Annotated in this window: 14 protein-coding genes and 1 pseudogene; 9 read left to right on the forward strand and 6 right to left on the reverse strand. The window is 72.6% G+C overall.

Annotation, left to right across the window (positions count from 1 at the left end):
* Positions 1–11: 11 nt before the first annotated feature.
* A complete protein-coding gene (gene treY, locus ACIRNI_RS19920) occupies positions 12–2,339 on the reverse strand; it encodes a malto-oligosyltrehalose synthase (protein WP_403552697.1) in 2,328 nt (775 codons plus the stop codon).
* A gap of 90 nt (positions 2,340–2,429) precedes the next feature.
* Between treY and ACIRNI_RS19925 the strand changes: the two genes are divergently transcribed.
* Positions 2,430–3,662 carry an MFS transporter gene (locus tag ACIRNI_RS19925; protein WP_403552856.1) on the forward strand — a complete coding sequence of 411 codons (1,233 nt, stop codon included), beginning with the start codon at positions 2,430–2,432 and terminating at the stop codon, positions 3,660–3,662.
* On the opposite strand, the gene glgX is transcribed toward ACIRNI_RS19925, so the two are convergent.
* Positions 3,659–5,803, reverse strand: a complete 2,145-nt coding sequence (glgX, locus tag ACIRNI_RS19930) for a glycogen debranching protein GlgX (protein WP_403552698.1) — start codon at positions 5,801–5,803, stop codon at positions 3,659–3,661. The genes ACIRNI_RS19925 and glgX overlap by 4 nt on opposite strands.
* A 414-nt stretch (positions 5,804–6,217) precedes the next feature.
* Between glgX and ACIRNI_RS19935 the strand changes: the two genes are divergently transcribed.
* Together ACIRNI_RS19935 and ACIRNI_RS19940 are read left to right on the forward strand one after the other, a co-directional pair.
* Positions 6,218–7,459 carry an SAV2148 family HEPN domain-containing protein gene (locus ACIRNI_RS19935; RefSeq protein WP_403552699.1) on the forward strand — a complete coding sequence of 414 codons (1,242 nt, stop codon included), beginning with the start codon at positions 6,218–6,220 and terminating at the stop codon, positions 7,457–7,459.
* Positions 7,460–7,592: 133 nt separating this feature from the next.
* Positions 7,593–8,351 carry a 3'-5' exonuclease gene (locus tag ACIRNI_RS19940; protein WP_403552701.1) on the forward strand — a complete coding sequence of 253 codons (759 nt, stop codon included), beginning with the start codon at positions 7,593–7,595 and terminating at the stop codon, positions 8,349–8,351.
* A 119-nt stretch (positions 8,352–8,470) separates the two neighbouring features.
* Here ACIRNI_RS19940 and ACIRNI_RS19945 read toward each other — a convergent pair.
* Positions 8,471–9,205, reverse strand: a pseudogene (locus tag ACIRNI_RS19945) (alpha/beta fold hydrolase); the annotation flags it as partial.
* A gap of 40 nt (positions 9,206–9,245) precedes the next feature.
* The gene (locus tag ACIRNI_RS19950) at positions 9,246–10,097 is read right to left on the reverse strand and encodes a phosphotransferase enzyme family protein (protein ID WP_403552858.1); all 852 of its coding nucleotides are present in this window, start codon (positions 10,095–10,097) and stop codon (positions 9,246–9,248) included.
* A 155-nt stretch (positions 10,098–10,252) separates the two neighbouring features.
* On the opposite strand from ACIRNI_RS19950, the gene ACIRNI_RS19955 reads away from it, so the two are divergent.
* From ACIRNI_RS19955 to ACIRNI_RS19980, 6 genes are all read left to right on the forward strand, one after another.
* Positions 10,253–11,209, forward strand: coding sequence for a carbohydrate ABC transporter permease (locus tag ACIRNI_RS19955; RefSeq protein ID WP_403552703.1), 957 nt, complete (start codon positions 10,253–10,255; stop codon positions 11,207–11,209).
* A 131-nt stretch (positions 11,210–11,340) separates the two neighbouring features.
* The gene (locus ACIRNI_RS19960; protein WP_403552860.1) at positions 11,341–12,120 is read left to right on the forward strand and encodes a carbohydrate ABC transporter permease; all 780 of its coding nucleotides are present in this window, start codon (positions 11,341–11,343) and stop codon (positions 12,118–12,120) included.
* Positions 12,117–13,418 (forward strand): ABC transporter substrate-binding protein, encoded by a 1,302-nt coding sequence (locus ACIRNI_RS19965; protein ID WP_403552705.1) that lies wholly within the window; start codon positions 12,117–12,119, stop codon positions 13,416–13,418. The genes ACIRNI_RS19960 and ACIRNI_RS19965 overlap by 4 nt, the downstream gene beginning before the upstream one ends.
* Positions 13,419–13,471: 53 nt before the next feature.
* Positions 13,472–14,671: a macrolide-inactivating glycosyltransferase gene (gene mgt, locus ACIRNI_RS19970; protein ID WP_403552707.1), complete on the forward strand. Its 1,200-nt coding sequence runs from the start codon at positions 13,472–13,474 to the stop codon at positions 14,669–14,671.
* 311 nt (positions 14,672–14,982) lie between these two features.
* The gene (locus tag ACIRNI_RS19975; RefSeq protein WP_403552709.1) at positions 14,983–16,188 is read left to right on the forward strand and encodes a S8 family peptidase; all 1,206 of its coding nucleotides are present in this window, start codon (positions 14,983–14,985) and stop codon (positions 16,186–16,188) included.
* Positions 16,189–16,260: 72 nt separating this feature from the next.
* On the forward strand, positions 16,261–16,818 hold the full coding sequence (locus ACIRNI_RS19980; protein WP_403552711.1) for a DUF1697 domain-containing protein: 558 nt from the start codon (positions 16,261–16,263) through the stop codon (positions 16,816–16,818).
* On the opposite strand, the gene ACIRNI_RS19985 is transcribed toward ACIRNI_RS19980, so the two are convergent.
* Both ACIRNI_RS19985 and ACIRNI_RS19990 read right to left on the reverse strand, forming a co-directional pair.
* Positions 16,784–17,668: an aldo/keto reductase gene (locus ACIRNI_RS19985; RefSeq protein WP_403552712.1), complete on the reverse strand. Its 885-nt coding sequence runs from the start codon at positions 17,666–17,668 to the stop codon at positions 16,784–16,786. The genes ACIRNI_RS19980 and ACIRNI_RS19985 overlap by 35 nt on opposite strands.
* Before the next feature lie 131 nt (positions 17,669–17,799).
* A complete protein-coding gene (locus ACIRNI_RS19990; protein WP_403552714.1) occupies positions 17,800–18,894 on the reverse strand; it encodes a hypothetical protein in 1,095 nt (364 codons plus the stop codon).
* Positions 18,895–18,909: the final 15 nt, after the last annotated feature.

Here is an 18,909-nt window from a genome sequence, read left to right on the forward strand (position 1 = left end):
CGCGGCCGCGGTCAGTCCGCCGACCCGCGCTCCCTCGTCAGCAGCGCCACCGGCCGCGCGGCGAACAACTCCGCCAGGGGCACCGCGCCGCCGCCGAACTCCCGCCCGTCCAGCGCGTCGTACCAGACCCCGTCCGGCAGCCTCAGCGCGGTGTCGCCCCAACCGCCCGCCTCCGCGAGCCGCAGCGCCAGCCGGGTCACCGCCGTGACCGCCTCCCCGCCCCGACAGAAGGCCACGCAGTGAGCCGCCGCCGGACCCGTCGCGATCAATGGCTCGTACGTCCCCGACGCGCCGAAGGCGTCCGGACGGCGCCGCCGCAGCCCGAGCGCCGCCCGCGTGAGAGCCGTCTTCTCGTCGGGCGGGCCTGCCCGGAACGGGGCCCGGTTGTCGGGGTCGACCAGCGCCAGGTACTCCCGCTCGGTGCCCTGGTACACGTCCGGCACGCCCGGCATGGTCAGGTGCAGCAGCGCGGCCCCCAGCACGTTGGCCCGTACGTACGGCTCCAGTTCACGCGCCAGCTCCCCGGCCAGGTACTGCGGCGGACCGGCGGGCCCGGCCGCCGCGAAGTCGGCCACGGCCCGCTCGTACGCCGGGTCGGACTCCGTCCAGCTGGTGTGCAGCCCCGCCTCCCGCACGGACTTCACCAGGGCCTGCCCCAGCCGCTCCGGCTCGGCCCGTCCGAGCCCGAACGCCGTCTGCCACGCCACCCACGCGACCTGCCCGTCCGGCGCGGGCGCCGCCGTCCGCCCCGCCACGTCGTCCAGCAGCTTCTCCCACCGCTGCGGGCACTGGGACAGCACCGCGATCCGCGCCCGCACGTCCGCGCTGCGCTTGGTGTCGTGCGTCGACAGCGCGGTGCCGGTGGCCGGCCAGTCGCGGGCCAGCCGCGCGCAGTACGCGTGAAACGCCTCCGGGCTCACGGCGGGCCGGCCCGGCTCCCCGCCCACCTCGTTCGCCGACACCAGGGGCGTGTACCGGTAGAAGGCCGTGTCCTCGACGGACTTCGCCCGCAGCGCCGACGACGTCTGCGCGAACCGCACCAGGAACGCCCGGTGGTCCGGGCCGTCCCCCAGCCGGCCGAGCGCCAGGTCCCGTACGACGTCGACCGCGGCCGCCTCCTCCGGGACCGTGAACGTCGCCTTCGCCTCGCGGGCCGCGTCGGCCGTGAGGACGTCCTTCGCGCCGGTCCCGTACGGCCGGTAGACCGGCACCCGGATCAGCAGCTCCCGGACGGCCGCCCGCAGCGCCCACGGCGCGTGGTCGCGCAGGGACGGCTCGGCGGCGCAGATCCGGGCGGCCGTCCGCGTCAGGAAGGCCACCTCCGAGGCGAGCGCGTGCGTCACCACCTTGTACGCGGCGCGCCGCGCCGTCGCCTCCCAGTCGCCGCCCCGGTCCCCGGCCGGGTGCGCGTACCGCCGGTACAGCCCGGCCAGTTCCTCCTCGCCCGCCCCGTCGACGAAGAGGCCGTCGATCCGGTACAGCGCGTCATAGCCGGTGGTGCCCGCGACCGGCCACCCCGCGGGCAGCCGCTCCTCGCCGGTGAGGATCTTCTCCACCACCGTCCAGCACGCCCCGCCCGTCGCCTCCCGCAGCTCGCTCAGGTATGCGCGCGGATCGGCCAGCCCGTCCGGATGGTCGATCCGCAGCCCCTCGATCACCCCGTCCCGCACCAGCTCCACGATCTTGGCGTGGGTCGCGGCGAACACCTCCGGCTCCTCGACCCGCACCCCGATCAGGTCCGAGATGGTGAAGAACCGCCGGTAGTTCAGCTCCGTGCGGGCCAGCCGCCACCAGCCGAGCCGGTACCACTGGGCGTCCAGCAGTTCGGGAAGCGGCATCCCTTCCGTACCGGCGCGCAGCGGGAACTCCTGGTCGTAGTAGCGCAGCGACCCGCCGGCGACCCGCAGGCGGCCCAGCTCGTCGCCGATCCGCCCGCCCAGCACCGGCAGCAGCACCTTGCCACCGCCCGCCGCCCAGTCGATGTCGAACCAGCGGGCGTACGGCGACTGCGGACCCTCCCTCAGGACCTCCCACAGGGCGCGGTTGTGGCGCGGCACGGCGGCCATGTGGTTCGGCACCAGGTCCACCACCAGGCCCATCCCGTGCGCGCGTGCGGTCCGGGCGAGGGCGCGCAACCCGTCCTCGCCGCCCAGCTCCTCCCGCACCCGGCTGTGGTCGGTGACGTCGTAACCGTGCGCCGACCCGGGGACGGCTTCCAGGACGGGCGACAGATGCAGGTGTGACACCCCCAGGGAGGCGAGGTACGGCACCGCTTCCCCGGCGGCGGAAAAGGGGAACTCCGGCTGGATCTGGAGCCGATAGGTCGAGTTGGGCGTCATGCGAACGTACGTACCCGCTTGGGAGGCTTCTGTGTCATCACCCCATGCGATTTACGTCTGACGCTACGTTACGTTCGCGTGATGTTTCGGATGTATCGCGACGTCATCGCCCTCATAGGGCCCGTGCTCCCGGTGGTCTCCTTCCTCGGCCGGCTGCCCACCGCCATGTGCCAGCTCGGCAGCCTCCTCCTGGTCGCCGAGACGAGCGGCTCCCTGACCACCGCCGGGCTCGCGGGCGGGGCGCTGGCCGCCGGGCAGACGGTCGCCGGGCCCCTGCTGGGCCGCGCCGCCGACCGGCACGGCCAGCGGGGCGTGGTGCTTGTCGCCTCCCTCGCCAACGCCCTGGCCGTCGCCGCGCTGGTGGCCGCCGCCCTGGCACAGGCCGCGACCGGCTGGCTGGTGGTGCTCGGGGCGCTCGCCGGGGCGACGGTGCCCCAGGTGGGGCCGCTGGCCAGGACCCGTTCGGTGGCGCTGGCCCGGCGGGCGGGGGCCGACGACCGGACGGTCGGCGCGGTGCTGTCCTTCGAGGGCACGGTGGACGAGGTGTCGTTCGTGCTGGGGCCCGCCCTGGTGGGTCTCGCCGCGGCCCTCGCGCACCCGGCGGCGGCGCTGCTGGTCGCGTCGGGGCTGCTCGCGGTGTGCGGTACGGCGTTCGCGCTGCACCCGACGGCGACGAAGGCGGGGCCCGACGCCGCCAGCGTCGGACGGGACCGGACGGCACGGGACCGTACGAAGCTGCCGGGCGCCACGCACGCGCTGCGCGTGACGATGGTCCTCCAGGGCGCCATGTTCGGCGCCTCCCAGGCGGGCATCACGGCCCTTACCGAGAAGCTCGGGCAGCCCGCCCAGGCGGGGCTCGTCTACGCCGCGATGGGCGTCATGAGCGCGGCCGCCGGGCTCGCGATGGCCGCCGTCCCCTCCCGCATCGGCCTGACCGCACGCTGGCGGGCGGCCACCCTCGCCCTGGTGGCGCTGTCCGTGCCGCTGCTCTTCGTGGACGCCCTGTGGTCGCTGTACGCCGCGGTGGTCGTCCTGGGCGTCGCGTACGCGCCGCACCTGATCACCGTCTTCGGCCTCACGGAGCGGATCGTCCCGCCCGGCCGGCTCGCCGAGTGCATGGCCTTCCTGACCAGCGGCATCGTCGGCGGCCAGGCCCTGGCGCTGGCCCTGTCCGGCCGGCTCGCGGACACCTACGGCCCGGCGGCCGCCTTCGCGGTGGCGGCGGCCGGGGCGGTGGCCTGCGCGGCGCTGTCCTGGACGGTCCGCGCCCGGCCCCGTACCCCTGCCCCCGCCCCCGCGTTGGGCGTCACGCAAACCGTCTAGGCCGGCCGGCGCAGGACCGTCAGGCTGCGGCCGATCAGCGTCAGCCGGTCGCCCGCGGCCACCTTGGCGCCCTGGCCCGGCTCGACGCCCTCCGGGACGGCGGTGTCCACGACCACCTGCCACTGGCGCCCGTGGTTCACCGGAACGACGAACTCCAGATCCTCGGCGCTCGCGTTGAACATCAGCAGGAAGGAGTCGTCCGCGATCCGCTCCCCGCGCGGGCCCGGCTCGGAGATCGCACTGCCGTTCAGGAACACCGACAACGCCTTCGCGTGCGCCGCCTGCCAGTCGCGTACCCCCATCTCCTCACCCTCAGGGGTGAACCAGACGATGTCCGACAGCTCGTCGTGCGTGCCCTCCACCGGCCGCCCGTGGAAGAACCGGCGCCGCCGGAAGACCGGGTGGTCGCGCCGCAGCCACACCATCGAACGGGTGAACTCCAGCAGCGACCTGGCCTCCTCCCCGTCCGGCTCGGGCTCCTCTCCGGACCCCGGTTCGGGCCAGTGCACCCAGGCGATCTCGTTGTCCTGGCAGTAGGCGTTGTTGTTGCCGCCCTGCGTACGCCCGAACTCGTCGCCGTGGCTCAGCATCGGCACGCCCTGCGACAGCATCAGGGTGGCGATGAAGTTGCGCATCTGGCGCATGCGCAGCTCGCGCACGCCCTCGTCGTCGGTGCCTCCCTCCACGCCGCAGTTCCAGGAGCGGTTGTAGCTCTCGCCGTCCCGGTTGCCCTCGCCGTTCGCCTCGTTGTGCTTGTCGTTGTACGAGACCAGGTCACGCAGTGTGAAGCCGTCGTGGCAGGTCACGAAGTTCACCGAGGCCAGCGGGCGCCGGCCGTCATCCTGGTACAGGTCCGACGACCCGGTGAGCCGCGACGCGAACTCCGCGAGCGTGCGCGGCTCCCCCCGCCACAGGTCCCGTACGGTGTCCCGGTACTTGCCGTTCCACTCGGTCCACAGGGGCGGGAAGTTGCCCACCTGGTAGCCGCCCTCCCCGACGTCCCACGGCTCGGCGATCAGCTTCACCTGGCTGACCACGGGGTCCTGCTGCACCAGGTCGAAGAACGACGACAGCCGGTCCACCTCGTGGAACTGGCGGGCCAGGGTGGCCGCCAGGTCGAAGCGGAAGCCGTCGACGTGCATCTCCGTCACCCAGTACCGCAGCGAGTCCATGATCAGCTGGAGCACGTGCGGCGAGCGCATCAGCAGCGAGTTCCCGGTGCCGGTGGTGTCCATGTAGTACCGGGGATTGTCGGCGAGGCGGTAGTACGAGGCGTTGTCCAGGCCCCGGAAGGAGAGGGTCGGGCCCAGGTGGTTGCCCTCCGCGGTGTGGTTGTAGACCACGTCCAGGATGACCTCGATGCCCGCCTGGTGCAGCGCGCGCACCGCCGACTTGAACTCCAGCACCTGCTGGCCCCGGTCGCCCCAGGAGGCGTAGGTGTTGTGCGGGGCGAAGAATCCGATGGTGTTGTAGCCCCAGTAGTTCGCGAGCCCGGAGTCCACCAGCCGGTGGTCGTTGACGAACTGGTGGACCGGCATCAATTCGAGCGCCGTCACCCCCAGTTCGGTCAGGTGCTCGATCACGGCGGGGTGCGCGAGCCCCGCGTACGTACCGCGCAGCTCCTCCGGGAGCGCCGGATGGAGCATCGTCAGGCCCTTCACATGGGCCTCGTAGATCACCGTGCGGTGGTAGTCGGTACGCGGTGGACGGTCGTCGCCCCAGTCGAAGTACGGGTTGACCACGACCGACGCCATCATGTGCGGCGCCGAGTCGAGGTCGTTGCGGGAGTCCGGCCTGCCGAAGTGGTAGCCGTACACCGCCTCACCCCAGTCGATGGCGCCGGCGACCGCCCGCGCGTACGGGTCGAGGAGCAGTTTCGCGGAGTTGCAGCGCTGTCCGCGCTCCGGCGCGTACGGTCCGTGGACCCGGAACCCGTACCGCTGGCCCGGCATCACGCCGGGCAGGTACGCGTGCCGTACGAACGCGTCGGTTTCGCGCAGCTCCACCGCGGTCTCTGAGCCGTCGTCGTGCAGAAGGCACAGCTCGACTCGGTCGGCGGCCTCGGAGAAGACCGCGAAGTTGGTTCCGGCGCCGTCGTACGTGGCGCCGAGGGGATACGCCTGTCCCGGCCAGACCTGCATAGATAAGACTCTTCCACTTCTGATCCGGGTTCTGGGGACTGTTCGAGCCAGATCCTCCACGAAAGTGGAGCGAGCGCCTAGGACTGCGGTGCCCGTGTCCGGTGCGCCCGGGGTCGGTGTGGCGGGAGGGGTGCGGTCGACCGGGTCAACCTCGCGTTCCGGGATGTCGCCCGGAGCGCTGAGCGGCGCACGGCCGGTTCATGGGGGCCCTCCGGGCCGCCGGGCGGGGGCCGGGCGCGGACGCGACCATTATGAATCCGCTCACTCCGTCCGCTCCGGGAGCCCGGAACGGCCGCTTCCGAAGGGGAGGTTGGCAAAAGACCCTGTGCATCCGGCTGCACCGGCTCCCGCTCCCGGAGTACCCTTCCTTGATCGTTGGAGACGGGTGTCCGGAGAGCTGAAGGCGGTGCGCGGGTGAGCTCGGGAGGGTTGGAGCTGCCCCCAGGTGACTCAGGTCACGAGGGGGACTCCACTGACCCCGCTGATGTCCCGCCCGGCGCGGTCTCACTCGCCCGGCCGATGGAGATCGGTGCGGAGCTGGACTGGGACGCGGAGGCCTGGAACGAGGTGCGTACGCGCGCCCAGCGGGCCGGACGCGCGTACATCTGGCTGAATCTCGTCGAACAGCGGCTGCGTGCCGTGGTGGCCGCCGTGCTGCGGCCCATCTACGAGCCGGTCCACGGCGAGGAGTGGGTGGTGGCCGCGGCCGGGCCCGCCGGGCAGGAGTGGGTGCAGCGCGCCGTCGCCGTGCGCGAGGTCTCCCGCCGCAAGGGCTACCTCCTGGACCCCGCCGACGACAACGTCCTCAGCTTCCTCACGCTGCCGCAGCTGCGCGAGCTGATGGTCCAGCACTGGCCCTGCTTCGAGCCGTACTTCGACGACCGCCGCGAGGTGGAGCTCGCCCTCGACGAGCTGGAGGTCACGCGCAACGTGGTCTCCCGCAACCGGGCGCTGTCGCGCACCGTGCTCGACCAGTCCGAGCGCGCCTCCGCCCGGCTGCTGGAGATCCTGGGCGGCGGCGCGGGCGTGCCGTCCGCGCACCGCCTGCCGGTCGACGCGGTGGAGGACCTCGTCGGCGACCGGTACGCGGACGTCGTCTCGGTCCACCCCGACCGGGTGCGGCTCCAGCGGCAGCTGCCGGCGGAGGACCTCTTCGGCGGGGCGCGGCGCCTCGACGCCATCGGCATAGGCCTCAACCTGCTGGTGCAGAACTTCTCCGGGCGGCGGCTGGTGCGGCTCGCCGAGTCGGGCTGCCGGATACGGCTGCTCTTCCTCAACCCGGCCAGCAGCGCCGTCAAACGGCGTGAAAGGGAATTGGGGATCAAAAAGGGCGAATTGAGTCGCTCGGTGGAGATGAACATCCTCCACATGCGGCGCGTCCGCTCCAGGCTCCGCGACCCCGGCGCCTTCGAGATCCAGGTCTTCGACGAAACGCCCCGCTTCACCGCGTACCTGGTCGACGGCGACGGCCCGGACGGCGTCGGCGTCATCCAGTCGTACCTGCGCCGGGCCCGGGGCATGGAGGCGCCGGTGCTGGTGCTGCGCGGCGGCCGGCGGCCCGTCGTCACCTCGGGAACCGAGCCGGACCACGGCCTGTTCGAGACGTACCGCGAGGAGTTCGAGTCGGTGTGGGCCGACTCGCGCCCCGTCTCCTGACCGGCGGTGCCCAGCTCCTTCGGTGCCGGCCCCCGGGCCGATTGTCAGTGGTGCGTGCGAAGGTGAAAACCAAGACCCAACGGGGGGAGTGCACCGCACGGGGGCGCACCACCGCACCACAAGGAGGTTCAGCATGGGCTGGCACGGGGAGACGCTGGTCGGCTTCGACCTGGAGACGACGGGCACGGAGCCGCTCGAAGCGCGCATCGTGACGGCCGCGGTCGTGGAGGTACGGGGCGGGGAGACGGTGGTGCGCCGGGAGTGGCTGGCGGATCCCGGCATCCTCATCCCCGCGCAGGCCTCGGCGATCCACGGCATCAGCAGCGAGCGCGCCGCGGCCGAGGGCCGCCCCGCCCGCGAGGTCGCCGACGAGCTCGCCGACACCCTCGCCGGCTACTGGTCGCGCGGCGTGCCGGTCGTGGCGTACAACGCCGCCTTCGACCTGACGCTGCTCACGGCCGAGTTGCGGCGGCACGGGCTGCCGGGCCTGGCCGAACGGCTGGGCGGCGCGCCGATCGGCCCGGTCGTCGACCCGTACACCATCGACCGCGCCGTCGACCGCTACCGCCGCGGCAAGCGGAACCTGGAGGCGGTGTGCGGGGAGTACGGCGTCGTGCTGGACGGCGCGCACGAGGCGGCCGCCGACGCGCTGGCGGCCGTGCTCGTGGCCTGCGCGATAGCGGAGCGGCACGCGTCCGTCGGGGCGCTGACGGCGGCGGAGCTGCACGAGCGGCAGATCCGCTGGTACGCGGAGTGGGCCGCCGACTTCCAGAGCTTCCTGCGCCGCAAGGGCACGGCCGACGCCGTCATAGACCCGGCGTGGCCGCTGCGCGACCTGGCGCCGGCGGCCGCGCCCGGGACCGTGTCGGCTGCCGCGTCCACGGCGGGCTGAGGGCGCGTCAGCGCTCCGGGGAGTCCTGCTCGGCCAGGAAGTCGAGCAGCAGTGTGTTGACGCTCCGGGGCGTCCAGCTGGAGCCAGTGGCCGGCGCCCTCGACCCGCTCGTACCGCCAGGAGCCGTCCACGTACTTCTCCGTGCCGGTCATCGACTGCTCGGTGAGGAACCGGTCGCCCGTGCTCCACACGCCCAGGACCGGGCCCGGGAGCGGCGGCAGCTCCAGCGGCGGACCGAACAGCACCTCGGGCGGCAGGCCCGTGCGGTACAGCGCCAGTGCGGCGGTCAGCGCGCCCGGCTCACGCAGCGCTTCGACCCTCTCGTCGCGGTCGGGGTGCTCGGCGAGCATCTCGCGGAGGTTCGCGAAGTCGTCGCGGGACAGCCACTCCTCGGCGAGCCCCTCCATGCGGAACAGCAGCATGTACCAGGAACGGGCCAGCTGCTCCCAGCCGGCCGACAGCATCCCGCCCAGGTTCCCCACCGACAGCAGGGACAGGCTCGCCACCCGGTCCGGGACCGTCCCGGCCAGCCCCTGCGCGATGCCGGAGCCCCAGTCGTGCCCGACCAGGTGGAAGCGGTCGACGTCCAGCCGGCCGAGCAACTCCACCAGATCGGCCGTGAAGCGGTGCGGGGCGTACGCCTCGATGCCCTCCGGCCGGTCGGAGGCGCCGAAGCCGCGCAGGTCGGGGGCGATCGTGCGGTAGCCGGCGGCGTTCAGCGCGGCCACCTGGTGGCGCCAGAGGTCATGGGTGTCCGGGAAGCCGTGCACGAGCAGGACGGGGGCGCGGTCGTCACCCGTCCCCGCCCCGCTGTCCTGCACTTCCAGCGCCACCTCGCCGAGTTCCACCCGCATGCAAGCCTCCGGTCAGGGAAGGGAGTTGATCACCATCATGTCAGAAGGGGTACCAGCGCACCCCGCGGTCGCCGTCCCGCAGCGACGCCACCCGGCGGCAGAACTCCGCGAGCGCCTTCGGGTTGGCGGGGGCGTGCTGGGCGACCCAGGCGCAGCTCGCCGTCTCCCGCGCGCCGCGCAGCACGGCACAGCCCTCCCACTCGCGCACGTCCCAGCCGTACGCCGCGGTGAAGGCGTCGTACGCCGCCGGGTCGAGCCCGTACCGGTCCAGGGAGAGGGCGAGCACCACCAGATCGTGCTCCCGCAGGTCGGAGGAGAAGGTCTCCAGGTCGACCAGGACCGGACCGTCCGGGCCGACGTGGACGTTGCGGGTGAGCGCGTCACCGTGGACGGGGCCCGGCGTCAGGTACGGGGTCAGTGCGGCCGCCGCCGCGGCGAAACCGTCGCGCCGCTCCCGCAGGTAGTCCGCGTCCGCCGGGTCGATCGCGTCACCCGCCAGGCGCAGCCAGCGCTCGACCCCGCCCAGCAGGTCGCGGCGCGGCAACCCGAACGCCGGTTCGGGAAGGGCGTGGACGCGGCGCAGCAGCGGCGCGAGGTCCCGGGGCTCGGCCGGGCGCACGGCGTCCGGCAGCCGGTGCCAGACGGTCACCGGGTGGCCGTCCACCAGCCGGGGCTTCGGCTCGGCGGCCCGTACGGCCGGGACGCCGGACTGCTCGAGCCAGGAGGCGACGGCCACCTCCCGCTCGGCCCGCTCCAGCAGCTCGGCTCCTCGGCCCACCTTGACCACCAGGTCACCGGCGGCGAAGACCGCGTTCTCGCCCAGCGCCAGCAGCGCCGCCCCCGGCTCCACTCCGGCGGCGGCCAGGACCTCGCGCGCCCGCGCCTCGTCCATGGCGTCCCTCCTGTACACGGCCGTATCCGTGGGTATCCGTTCGGATCCGTTCTCGAACGGCACAGTCTCGCATCCGCGCAGGCCCGCTTGACGAACCGACGGCCCCTCAGGACGATGACGCAAGGCTGGGTCACCTTCACAAAGGGGGCGATTCCGTGACATTGGCGACCGCGACGGAGCGGTCCGGTGGGCAAACGGGCAGACCCCCACGTCGGTCGGAGCGCCGACCGCCGCGGCGTCGGCCGCTGGACCACGGGGCCTGGTTCCTGGTTCTGCCCGCGCTGATCCCCATCCTGGTGCTCAGCGTCGGTCCGCTGCTCTACGGCATCGCGCTGGCCTTCACGGACGCCCAGTCCGGGCGCACCCAGGCCACCCGCTGGGTCGGCAGCCTCAATTTCCAGGACCTGCTGCACGACACGCTCTTCTGGGAGTCGTTCCGCATCGGCCTGCTCTGGGCGCTGGGCGTCACCGTCCCGCAGTTCGTCCTCGCCCTGGGGCTGGCCCTGCTGCTGAACCAGAATCTCCGCTTCCGCTGGCTGGCGCGGGCGCTCGCCATCGTCCCCTGGGCCATGCCCGAGGTGGTCGTCGGCATCATGTGGCGGCTGGTCTACCACCCGGACGCCGGGGTCCTCAACGAAATCCTGCGCGACCTGGGCCTCGGCGACGGCCGCGCCTGGCTCACGGGCCTGGCCACCGCGCTGCCCGCCGTGATCGTCGTCGGCGTCTGGGCGGGCATGCCGCAGACGACGGTCGCGCTGCTCGCCGGGCTCCAGAACACCCCGCGCGAACTCCACGAGGCGGCGGCGCTCGACGGCGCGGGCGCGTGGCGCCGCTTCCGCACCGTCACCTGGCCCGCGCTCAGGCCCGTCGCCCTCGCCGTCACCGCGCTCAATTTCATCTGGAACTTCAACTCCTTCGCCCTGGTGTACGTCCTGACCAGCGGCGGCCCCGGCGGCCGTACCCGGCTGCCGATGCTCTTCGCCTACGAAGAGGCGTTCCGGTACGGGCAGTTCGGCTACGCGGCGGCGATGGGCTGCGTGATGGTCGCCGTCATCTCCGTACTCCTGGCCCTGTATCTCGTGGGGCGGCTGAGGGGAGGCGAGGAGCGGTGAAGGGTGCACGCGCGGGCCTCGGCGCCCGCGGCGCGGTCGGCCGGACCGGGCCGGCCCCCGGGGTCGGCCCGGTCCGCCGGCCCTCTCGGCGGGCCGCCCGGGCCGGGCAGTACGCCGCCCTCCTCGCGTACCTGGTCTTCCTCGCCTTCCCCTTCCTCTGGCTGGTCTCCACCGCCTTCAAGCCCGCCCGCGAGCTCGGCTCCCTGCATCCCACCTGGATCCCCGAGGACCCCACCCTCGGCAACTTCCGGCAGGCCTTCGGCGAGCAGCCCCTGCTCCAGGCCGCCGCCAACAGCCTCACGGCGGCGCTCGGCGCCGCTCTGATCACGGTCGCCCTCGCCACGCCCATGGCCTATGTCATGGCGCGGCAACGAGGCAGACTCTCGGCCGCCGCCACCGGATGGGTCGTGGTCAGCCAGGCGTTCCCGTTTGTCCTGGTGATCATTCCGCTCTTCCTGGTGCTGAAGAACCTGCATCTGATCAACACGCTGCCCGGGCTGGTCATGGTGTACGTCGTGTGGTCGCTGCCGTTCGCGCTGTGGATGCTGGCCGGTTACGTACGAGCCGTGCCGGCCGAGCTGGAGGAGGCCGCGGCCGTCGACGGGGCGGGCCGGCTCCGTACGCTCGTCTCGGTCACCACGCCGCTGCTGGCGCCCGGCGTCGTCGCCACCGCGCTCTTCGCCTTCATCACCGCGTGGAACGAGTTCTTCTTCGCGCTCGTCCTGCTCAAGACCCCGGAGAAGCAGACCTTGCCGGTCGTCCTCACCCACTTCCTCGGCGCGGAGGGCGTCGCCGACCTCGGCCCGCTCGCCGCGGCCGCGTTCCTCGCCACGCTCCCCTCGCTGGTCGTGTTCGCGCTCATCCAGAAACGGATCACGAGCGGCATGCTGACCGGGGCGGTGAAGTCATGATGAGTCCCCGACGGACCGTCATCGGCATCCTCGCCGCGCTTGTGCTGCTGCTGACCGGCTGCTCCGGCGGCGGAGACGAGCGCACGACCGGGCCCATCGTGCTGCGCTTCCAGTCCCTCGCCTGGCAGCAGGAGTCCGTCGAGACCAACAAACAACTGGTCGCGGAGTGGAACGCCGCTCACCCCGACGTCCAGGTGCGGTACGTCCAGGGCAGCTGGGACAGCGTCCACGACCAGCTCCTCACCTCCTTCGAGGGCGGCGAGGCGCCCGACGTCATCCACGACGCCTCCGACGACCTCGCCGACTTCGCGTACGGCGGCTACCTCGCGGATCTGCGCGGTCTGCTGCCCGCCCGGCTGACGGCGGACATACCCGAGCGCAGCTGGGAGACGACCACGTTCGGCGGCGGTGTCTACGGCGTGCCGTTCCTCCAGGAGCCGCGCGTGATCATGGCGAACAAGAAGCTCCTGGAGGCGTCGGGTGTCCGGATCCCCACGCCCGCGAAGCCGTGGAGCTGGGAGGAGTTCCGCCAGGTCGCCCGCGACCTGACGGCGACGATGGGAGAGGGCCGGTACGCCGTCGCCTGGCCGCTCAAGGAGCCCGTCTCCGTCTCCCTCAACCTGGGCCTGTCGGCGGGCGGCCGCCTCTTCCACCGCGAGGACGACGGCAAGGTCCGCATCCGCTTCACCGACGGCGACGCCGTCATGCCCGGCACCGTCCGCGACCAGATCGCCGCCGACCGCACCGCGCCCCGCTCGACCCTCGGCATGGGCGGCTCCGACACCCTGCCCGGCTTCTTCGGCGGCCGATACGCGATGGTGCCGCTCGGCTTCTCGTACCGCCAGCAGATCGCCCAGCAGGCACCCGAGGGCTTCGAGTGGATGGTGCTGCCCGCACCGGCGGGGGAGGAGGGGCTCGCGCAGGGGGTCAGCCCGCAGACCCTGTCGATCGCCGAGGACAGCCCGTACAAGAAGGAGGCCGCGCGCTTCATCGACTTCCTGCTGCAACCCCGCAACATGGTGCGCCTGGCGCGCGGCGACTGGATGCTGCCGACCGGTACGGAAGCGCTCGGGGACCCGTCGCTGCACACCGCGAAGGACGGCTGGGCGACCGGCGTGGCGCTGGCGGAGCACCTGCGTCCGGCTCCGGCGCAGTCGGTGCGGGGGTATCCGGAGTGGAAGGACAAGGTCGCCACGCCCGCGTTCCAGGAGTACTACAGCGGTGCGATCGACGCCGAGGAGCTGGAGGAACGCCTGGTGCGGGACGGGAACAGGGTGTTGGCGCGCTACCAGAGGTAGGCCGTCCGGGGATGAGATTGCACGAGACGTCTCGTCTTGTCTAGGGTGTGAGCATGACCTCAGTCGCCCGCGCCCATATCGCCATGTTCTCCATCGCCGCCCACGGCCACGTGAACCCCAGCCTCGACGTCATTCGCGAGCTCGTCGCCCGCGGTCACCGCGTCAGCTACGCGATCCCCGCCTCCTTCGCGGACAAGGTCGCCGCCACCGGCGCCGAGCCGGTCGTCTACACCTCGACCCTGCCGACGGACGACGACCCGGAGGCGTGGGGGACGGAACTGATCGACAACATCGAGCCGTTCCTGAACGACGCCGTCCACGCCCTCCCGCAGCTCGCCGCGGCGTTCGGGGGCGACGAACCGGACCTCGTCCTCCACGACATCACCTCCTACCCCGCACCCGTGCTCGCCCACCGGTGGGGCGTGCCCGCCGTGGCCCTGTGGCCGAACCTCGTCCCCTGGGAGGGGTACGAGGAGGAGGTAGCCGAGCCGATGTTCGCGGACCTCAAGGCGTCCGAGCGCGGCAAGGCGTACTACGCCCGCTTCGAGGCCTGGCTCGCCGAGAACGGTGTCGACGCCCACCCCGACCGGCTGATATCTCGGCCCCGGAAGGCGGTCGTCCTCATCCCCAAGGCGCTGCAGCCCCACGCGGACCGGGTCGACGAGTCCGTGTTCACCTTCGTCGGCGCCTGCCAGGGCGACCGCGCCGAACAGGGCGACTGGCGGCGGCCGGCCGACGCGGAGAAGGTCCTGCTGGTGTCGCTGGGCTCGACGTTCACCAAGCAGCCGGAGTTCTACCGTGAATGCGTCAAGGCCTTCGGTGACCTGCCCGGATGGCACGTCGTCCTCCAGATCGGCGCGTACGTCGATCCGGCCGAGCTCGGTGACGTGCCGTCCAACGTCGAAGTGCGTGCCTGGGTGCCGCAGTTGGCGATCCTGCGCCAGGCCGACGCGTTCATCACCCACGCGGGCGCGGGCGGCTGCCAGGAGGGCCTCGCGACCGGCACGCCGATGGTCGCGGTCCCGCAGGCCGTCGACCAGTTCGGCAACGCCGACATGCTGGAGTCCCTCGGCGTCGCCCGCCACCTCCCGATGTCCGACGCCACGGCCGACGCCCTGCGCACGGCCGTGCTCGATCTGGTCGCCGACCCCCGGGTCGCCGAGCGCGCCGAGGCCATCCGCCGCCAGATGTCCACCGAGGGCGGCACCTGGCGCGCGGCGGACCTCATCGAGGCGGAGCTCCCGATGGCATGACCGACCCTTCCCGGCTCAGGGGCCCCTCGGCCCAACACTCCCTTTCCGGCGGCGAGTTCGCCGGGAGGGGCTCTGGCCTGCGCACCTTCGGTGGAGGTCTCGTGAAGTCGAGGAGGTGGTAAAGCATTCAAGCAGACCGCTTCGTTCTACTTGCCCCCATTCCTCATTACGAAGGCTTGTTGAGTAAGTAACAGACGTATGAAGCTCTTGATCTGGGCGCGTCAATCGGTCAGGGTTTCGAACCAACCCCCGGAGATTTTCCGTCCGGAGGGCAATCCCCCCACAAATGATGGACGAGGAGACCCCTCTTCATGACCACCCATCAGCGCGCCCGCCGGTTCAAGCTCGCCACGGCCATTGCCGCCGTCGCCGGAGTGACCGCCCTGAGCGCGCCGCACGCCTCCGCCTCCGCCGCTCCCGAGGCCGCGGCCGTCGAGGGCACCGTCTACGGCCTGGGCGCCCAGGGCGCCGTCGCCGGGAGCTACATCGTCCTGCTCGACGAGAAGGCGGACAAGGCCAAGCTCGCCGAGGAGTACGGCGGCACGCTCCGGCGCAGCTACAGCTCCGCCGTCAACGGCTTCTCCGCCAACGGGCTTTCGGAGACCGAGGCCAAGCGGCTGGCGGCCGACCCGGCCGTCGCCAAGGTCGTCCAGAACAAGAAGTTCACCATCGACGCCACGCAGACCAACCCGCCGTCCTGGGGCCTCGACCGCCTCGACCAGGCCGACACCGCGGGCGACAGCGCGTACACCTACCCCGACGGCGCGGGCGAGGGCGTCACCGCGTACGTCATCGACACCGGCGTGCGCGTCAGCCACAAGGACTTCGAGGGCCGCGCCGTCTCCGGCTTCGACGCCGTCGACAACGACAACGATGCCGACGACGGCAACGGCCACGGCACCCACGTCGCCGGCACCATAGCCGGGGCCGCGCACGGCGTCGCGAAGAAGGCGAAGATCGTCGCCGTACGCGTCCTCGACGACAACGGCTCCGGCACCACCGAGCAGGTCGTCGCGGGCATCGACTGGGTCACCAAGAACCACCAGGGCCCGTCCGTCGCCAACATGAGCCTCGGCGGCGGCGCCGACGAGGCCCTCGACGAGGCCGTCCGCAAGGCCATCGCCGCCGGCGTCACCTTCGGCGTGGCCGCCGGCAACGAGTCCCAGGACGCCGGCCAGGTCTCCCCGGCCCGCGTCCAGGAGGCCATCACGGTGGCCTCGTCCACCAAGGACGACCAGCAGTCGAGCTTCTCCAACCACGGCGCGGTCGTGGACCTCTACGCCCCGGGCTCCGACATCACCTCCGCCTGGAACGACGGCGACGAGGGGACCAAGACCATCTCCGGCACCTCCATGGCCACGCCCCACGTCGTCGGCGCCGCCGCCGTCTACCTGGCGGGCCACAAGGACGCCACCCCGGAGCAGGTCGCCAAGGCCCTCACCGACGGAGCCACGCCCGGCAAGATCTCCAACCCCACCGGCTCCACGCCCAACAAGCTGCTGAAGATCGTCGAGTAGCGCCCCGGAGCGCCTGACCGGCGGCCGCCGTGCCCTCCCCCCCGGGGCACGGCGGCCGCCTATGGTGTGCCCATGACGACGAGGTACGCCGCCCTGCTGCGCGGCATCAATGTCGGCGGCCACCGGAAGGTGCCGATGGCCGAGCTGCGCACGGTCCTCGCGGGGCTCGGGCTCGACGACGTACAGACGTATCTGCAGAGCGGCAACGCCGTCTTCGGCAGTGAGTCCGGCGCCGGTGAGGAGGGCCTCCGCGCCGAGCTGGAGCGGGCCATCGAGCAGCACTTCGGCTTCCCCGTCGACTGCCTCGTCCGCGGCGGACCGTACCTGCGCGCCGTCGCCGACGCCTGCCCCTTCCCCGCCGCCGAGCTGGAGGGCAAGCAGCTGCACGTCACGTTCTTCTCGGAGCAGGCGGACCCGGAGCGGTTCGCCGCGCTCGACCAAGCCGCCTTCCTCCCCGAGGAGTTCCGACTCGGCGACCGGGCCCTCTACCTGTACGCCCCCGAGGGCCTGGGCCGCTCCAAACTGGCCGAGGCGCTCGGCCGCCCGGCCCTGACGAAGGGCCTCGTCGGAACCACCCGCAACTGGAACACCGTCGTCAAGCTGGTGGAGCTGACCCGTGACCGGCAGTAAGCGCGTCCAGCCGCGCCACATCGTCCGCGTCCAGGCGTACGGACGCGGCGTCGAGGTTCTCGTCGAGGTGTGCGAGCGATCCGGTGCCGGGGGTGGGCAGGAGGACCGGCGAGCGGTGCAGGAGCCAGGCCAGTGCGAGTTGGCTCCGGGTGGCGCCGTGCCGGGTGGCGAGTGCGTCGAGCTCGGCGGCCGCCGCGGAACCGGGCAGGGAGCCGTTGGCCAGCGGGAACCACGGCAGGAACGCCAGGCCGTGCGCCTCGCACACCTCCAGGACGTCCTGCGAGGAACGGTCGAGCAGGTTGAAACGGTTCTGTACGGAGGCGAGCGGGGCCACGTCCAGCGCGAGCGCCCGCTCGAGCTGGGCCGCGGTCACCGTGTCGAGGCCGATGTGCCGGATCTTGCCCTCCCGCCGCAGCTCGTCCAGCGTCCCGAGCTGGTCCGCCAGCGGCACCTCGGGGTCCAGCCGGTGCAGCTGGTACAAATCGATGGTCTCGGTACGCAGTCGGCGCAGGCTCGCTTCGCACATCGCGCGCAGCTGCTCGGGGCGCCCCGCGACGTGCCAGGAGCTGTCGCTCGTGCGCACCACGCCGCCCTTGGTCGCCACGACCAGGCCCGCCGGGTAGGGGTGCAGCGCCTCGGCCACCAACTCCTCGGCGAGGCCGGGGCCGTAGTTGTCGGCGGTGTCGATGAGCGTGACGCCCCGCTCGACCGCCCGGCGCAGCACCGCGACCGCGTCCGCGCGCGTACCGCGCGGTCCCCAGTAACCGGGGCCGGTCAACTGCGCGGTGCCGAAGCCGAGGCGGCGTACGGGCAGGTCGCCGCCGAGCGTGAAGGTATCCAAGATCACCACGCGACCGTACTCCTTCTCCGCTCGGCAAGGAACCGCCCACCGCCCGAACCGCCCGGACCGTCCGATGACGCCGGACGGCACGCCGTGGCGCCCCCCGCGCGCCACGGCGTGCCCGGTCAGATTGGGTCGAGTCAGGTCACCGCGCACGCGGAGCCGGTGCCGGCGACCCGGTGTCTCGTCACCTTGCCGTCCGGCCCCAGCGCGTAGGTCAGCCCGTCCGGCAGGACGCGCAGGGCGGTGGCGCGGATCTCCGACGAAGACGGTTGTCCCGTCGGGGACATGGCGCTGATCCGGCCCTCGGAGAGGAACACCCCGCAGTCGCCGGAGGCGCCGAGGCCGCCGCCGCTCGAGGTGACGGCCTTGGCCGTCCTGTCCCCGGTGTTCGCCGCGACCCGGACCGCCTGGGCGTCCTGCTCGCTCTTGCCCACGGCGTAGGTCCCCACCACCGTCGTGGTCCGCGACATGGCGCACTCGCTGGAGAAGTCCCCGAGCTCCCGCACGTTCCTGCCCGTGGCGAGCGTGAAGAGGGCGGGCCGCTCACCGATGGTGGCCGCCCGGTCGCCTGCCCGGTCCAGGCAGCCGAGGGCGCCGGGGAGGTGATCGGCGACCAGCCGGGGCGGGCCGGCGTGCCGCCCGCCGACATCGAAGAGGTAGGCGGACCATCGCGGCGCCGCGTCGCTGCCCGTGGCGACCGAGACGGCCAGCGAGCCCCCGTCGGCGGACTGGACCCCCATCGCGTCCTTGAGCCCTCCGGGCAGGCTCTGCTCCTTGCCGCCGACCGACCAGGTGACCCGCTCGCCGTCGGTGGCGACCCAGTCGTCCGGACCGGAGCTCCAGTGGACATCGAGGCGAGCGGCCTCGAATTCCTTCACGGAAGTCCGGATTCCCTGCTTCCAGATCGCTGCCGACTTTTTCTGCTTCGGGTTCTCGGTGACCGCGGCGGAAATGACCGCGTCCGGGCACCGGGTAAGGCACTGGATATCGGAAGGGAAATGCCCGGAGTGTTTCCAGACGTGTGTGCCGTCCGAGCGGAATCCCTGGAGAACCTCGCGCTCGGTGTCGAAGGTGATGTAGCCGTGGGCATCGGCTTCGACGAGCAGGGTCGTGGGGTCCGCCGGGGGCGGGCCGGCGGACGCCCGCCCGCCGGGGCTCTCGGTGGCCGCGCACCCGGCGAGGACCGGAAGCAGCAGACAGGCGGCGGCAGCCAGGCGCGTACGGATCTTCATGGTTCCTCCGGGCCC

Source organism: Streptomyces sp. NPDC093546, from assembly GCF_044765045.1.
GTDB lineage: Bacteria > Actinomycetota > Actinomycetes > Streptomycetales > Streptomycetaceae > Streptomyces.